The sequence below is a fragment of the Sandarakinorhabdus sp. genome (assembly GCF_031422795.1).
GTDB lineage: Bacteria > Pseudomonadota > Alphaproteobacteria > Sphingomonadales > Sphingomonadaceae > Sandarakinorhabdus.
The window spans coordinates 1-2,908 of the sequence record NZ_JANPML010000378.1 but is presented as its reverse complement, the minus strand read 5'-3'; the positions used below and the strand labels follow the sequence as shown (position 1 = coordinate 2,908).

At 70.6% G+C, this 2,908-nt stretch carries 4 protein-coding genes; 2 read left to right on the top strand and 2 right to left on the bottom strand.

From position 1 onward, the window contains the following. Positions 1–50: 50 nt before the first annotated feature. A complete protein-coding gene (locus RMO81_RS13170; protein ID WP_310476350.1) occupies positions 51–203 on the bottom strand; it encodes a hypothetical protein in 153 nt (50 codons plus the stop codon). Further along, positions 200–796: a shikimate kinase gene (locus RMO81_RS13165; RefSeq protein ID WP_310476349.1), complete on the bottom strand. Its 597-nt coding sequence runs from the start codon at positions 794–796 to the stop codon at positions 200–202. The genes RMO81_RS13170 and RMO81_RS13165 overlap by 4 nt, the downstream gene beginning before the upstream one ends. Before the next feature lie 52 nt (positions 797–848). On the opposite strand from RMO81_RS13165, the gene RMO81_RS13160 reads away from it, so the two are divergent. Next, a complete protein-coding gene (locus RMO81_RS13160) occupies positions 849–2,633 on the top strand; it encodes a hypothetical protein (protein WP_310476348.1) in 1,785 nt (594 codons plus the stop codon). Further along, positions 2,630–2,908, top strand: a 279-nt coding sequence (locus tag RMO81_RS13155; protein ID WP_310476347.1) for a site-specific integrase, incomplete at its 3' end; no start/stop codon positions are given. The genes RMO81_RS13160 and RMO81_RS13155, both read left to right, overlap by 4 nt.

Sequence of the window (2,908 nt, the reverse complement as noted above, 5' to 3'; positions counted from 1 at the left end):
CCCAGAACGATGGTTTCCATCGCGAAGCCCGGCAGGCCGGCGGCCAGCGTTTACAGGTGCAGTGCGGCCACAGTCTCGTCGGACACCACCACCACCCGGCCGCCGCGCGCGAACGGCGCCAGCACGGCCGCCGCGGTTCCGAGCAGGCCAGGCGCAATATGGATCGGGTAGGATCGATCGCCCAGCGCGACATCAACGATCATGGCTGCCCCATTTCCCGGTTGGCGGCGGCCAGCGCGGTCACAATCGCCTCCACCGTTTCGTGATGCGGGCCGGGCTTGCTGCCCACCCGAATGCGCGCCTGCGCGTAAATCGGGTTGCGCACCGCTGCCAGCGCAGTGAGCACCTCGCCCGCATCCTTGCCCTTCAGCAGCGGGCGGGTGCCGCGCCGGCGCACGCGATCGACCAGCGTGGCGATATCGGCGTCCATCCATACGCAAAGCGTGCGTTCCTTGATCAGCGCGCGGGTCGCTTCGTTCATGAAAGCGCCGCCGCCTGTGGCAATCACCTTGGGGGTGCCGTCGATCAGGCGGGCGATCACCCGGCGTTCGCCATCGCGGAAATGCGCTTCGCCAAAGCGTTCGAACATTTCCGATATGGTCATGCCCGCCGCGGTCTCGATTTCGGTATCGGCATCAACAAAAGGCAGGCTCAGCCGCACGGCCAGCCGCTTGCCGATGCTGGACTTGCCGGAACCCATCAGCCCAACCAGCGTGACCGGCCGCTGGGCCGCCAGGGCCAGACGATCGGCCGCGCCCGAGGTTGTCGGAGGGGGGATTTTCGGGTCGCCGTCCATTGCGCTGCCCGCTATACACCGGCTTATGGGATGGGCAAGCAAACGCGCATTGATGAACGGTGCAGCCGTTGCGGCGGCTGTGGGCCTGTTGCTGGCAGCGCCGGCGGGCGGGCAGGATGCCGGCCAGAAAGCCGGGCCCAACCGCGATGCGCCCAAATCGCTGTTGCCGCCCGGCTTTGACACGCCGGCACCTGCGCCCGCCGCCGCACCAGCCCCCTTGTTGCCCGGTGCGAATGCGCCGCCGGTCGAATCCGCGCCCCCGCCCACGATTTCCGGTGAAGCCGCGCTGTTGCCCGAACAGATTGGCGACATGCCGCCACCCTATATTGCCGCCGGTGCCGCGCCGGCACTGGCGCCCGGTGCGCCAATCGGCATCATCGATGTGGATAGCGGCGGCCTTGAATCCGATGCGTTCAGCGGCAGCAACGGGCGTTTTCTGGCTGGGCTGGCCAACCGCATTCAGGGCCCGATTGCCTCGCGCTGGGTGGCCATTGCGGTGGGCCGGGCGCTGGCGTCGCGGGTGCCGGGGCCAGCGGGAATTGGCGATGGCGATTGGGTCGCGGCCCGCGCTGGCTTGCTGATGCGGATGGGCGCGATTGATCCGGCGCGGCGGCTGGTCGATGTGCTGCCCAACGAACGTTATACGCCGGCCACTTATCAGGTGGCGGGTGAGGTGTCGCTGGCGGCGGCCGATCTGGCCGGCCTGTGCCCGATTGCCGCCACCGGGCGGGCGTTATCCGATGATGTGATGTGGGATCTGGCCTGGGGCATGTGCGCCGCCATGGACGGGGACGACATCACGGCAGCCGGCGTGATCGATTCGGTGCGCGGCCGCAGAAGTGCAGTGCCGGCCTTTGATCTGCGGCTGGCCCAACGCGTGGTGGTGCTGGCCGGCGGTGCCGGGCGCGCCGACGGCATCAACTGGGCCGAGGAAGAAGGCCTGACTCCGTATCGTTATGGCGTGGCCAGTGCCGCCGGCGTGACGGTGCCAGCGGATCGGCTCAGCGCGTTGGGCCCGGCGCATCCGGGCTGGGTGGTGCGCAACGCCGGGGTGCCGGCGGCGACACGTTTTGCGCTGCTGCGGGCAGCAGCCGTGCTGGGCACATTGTCGGCCGAGGAACTGGCCAGCGGCGTGGCGGCACTGGCGCCGGCCGATGCCAGCGGCGGTTTCGCGGCCGACAGTCGCGCCGGCCGGCTGCGTGACGCCTTTACCGGCAGCGCGGCTGATCGGGCAGAAGCCATTGCGGCCATTGTCCGCGATGGCGGTGCCGATCCCTACGGCGCGCTGCTGGAAGCAGCAACGGCGGCGGCAGCCCTCAAGCCCGCTGCAGCCCAGGCCGCACAGGCCGATGTGATGATCGCGGTGCTGCTGGCCGCCGGCAACACGCGTGCAGCGCGGGCCTGGTGGCCGGTGGCACAACAGGCCGATGGCGAAGTTCGCGCCCGCGCGCAGGCGCTGCTGGCGGCGGGTGCCGGGGTGGTGATGGCGGCAGGCGATGTGAGCGACTGGCGCGCTGCTGCCAAGGCCAGCCCGCGCCGGCAGGCCATGCTGGTTGCCGCCTTGTCGGGTCTGGGTCAGGCCCGTGGCAGCGGCTGGAGCGGGTTGAAGGAAGACGGCGTGCGCCCGGTCAGCAATCGCTGGACGGCGGCGCTGGCCAGCGCGGCGCGGCGGCAGGCCGCGGGCGAAGTGGCGCTGTTGGCGGCGACCGGCCTGCAGGGCGGTTGGGCCGATGTGCCGCCCGCCCATGTCGAAGCGATCGTGGCGGCGTTTGTGGCGTGCGGCCGGGTGGCGGAGGCCCGGCTGATCGCGGCCGAAGCGGTAACTCGCAGCACATGATCACGGATCGCCAGGCCATCGCGCTGTTCCTCGACAGCCTGGCCAGCGAACGCGGTGCGGCCCGGAACACCATTCTCGCCTATGGCCGCGATCTGCGCCAGGCCAGCGAATGGCTGGGTGGCGGCCTGGCAGTAGCCGATGCGGCGGCGCTGGCGCGGTTGGCGCGGCAGTGGGCGCCGCTGGCCCGTGCCAGTGCGGCGCGCAAGGCCAGCGCGGTGCGGCAGTTCCTCAGCTTTCTGATGGCCGAACATCTGCGCGCCGATGATCCGGGCCGC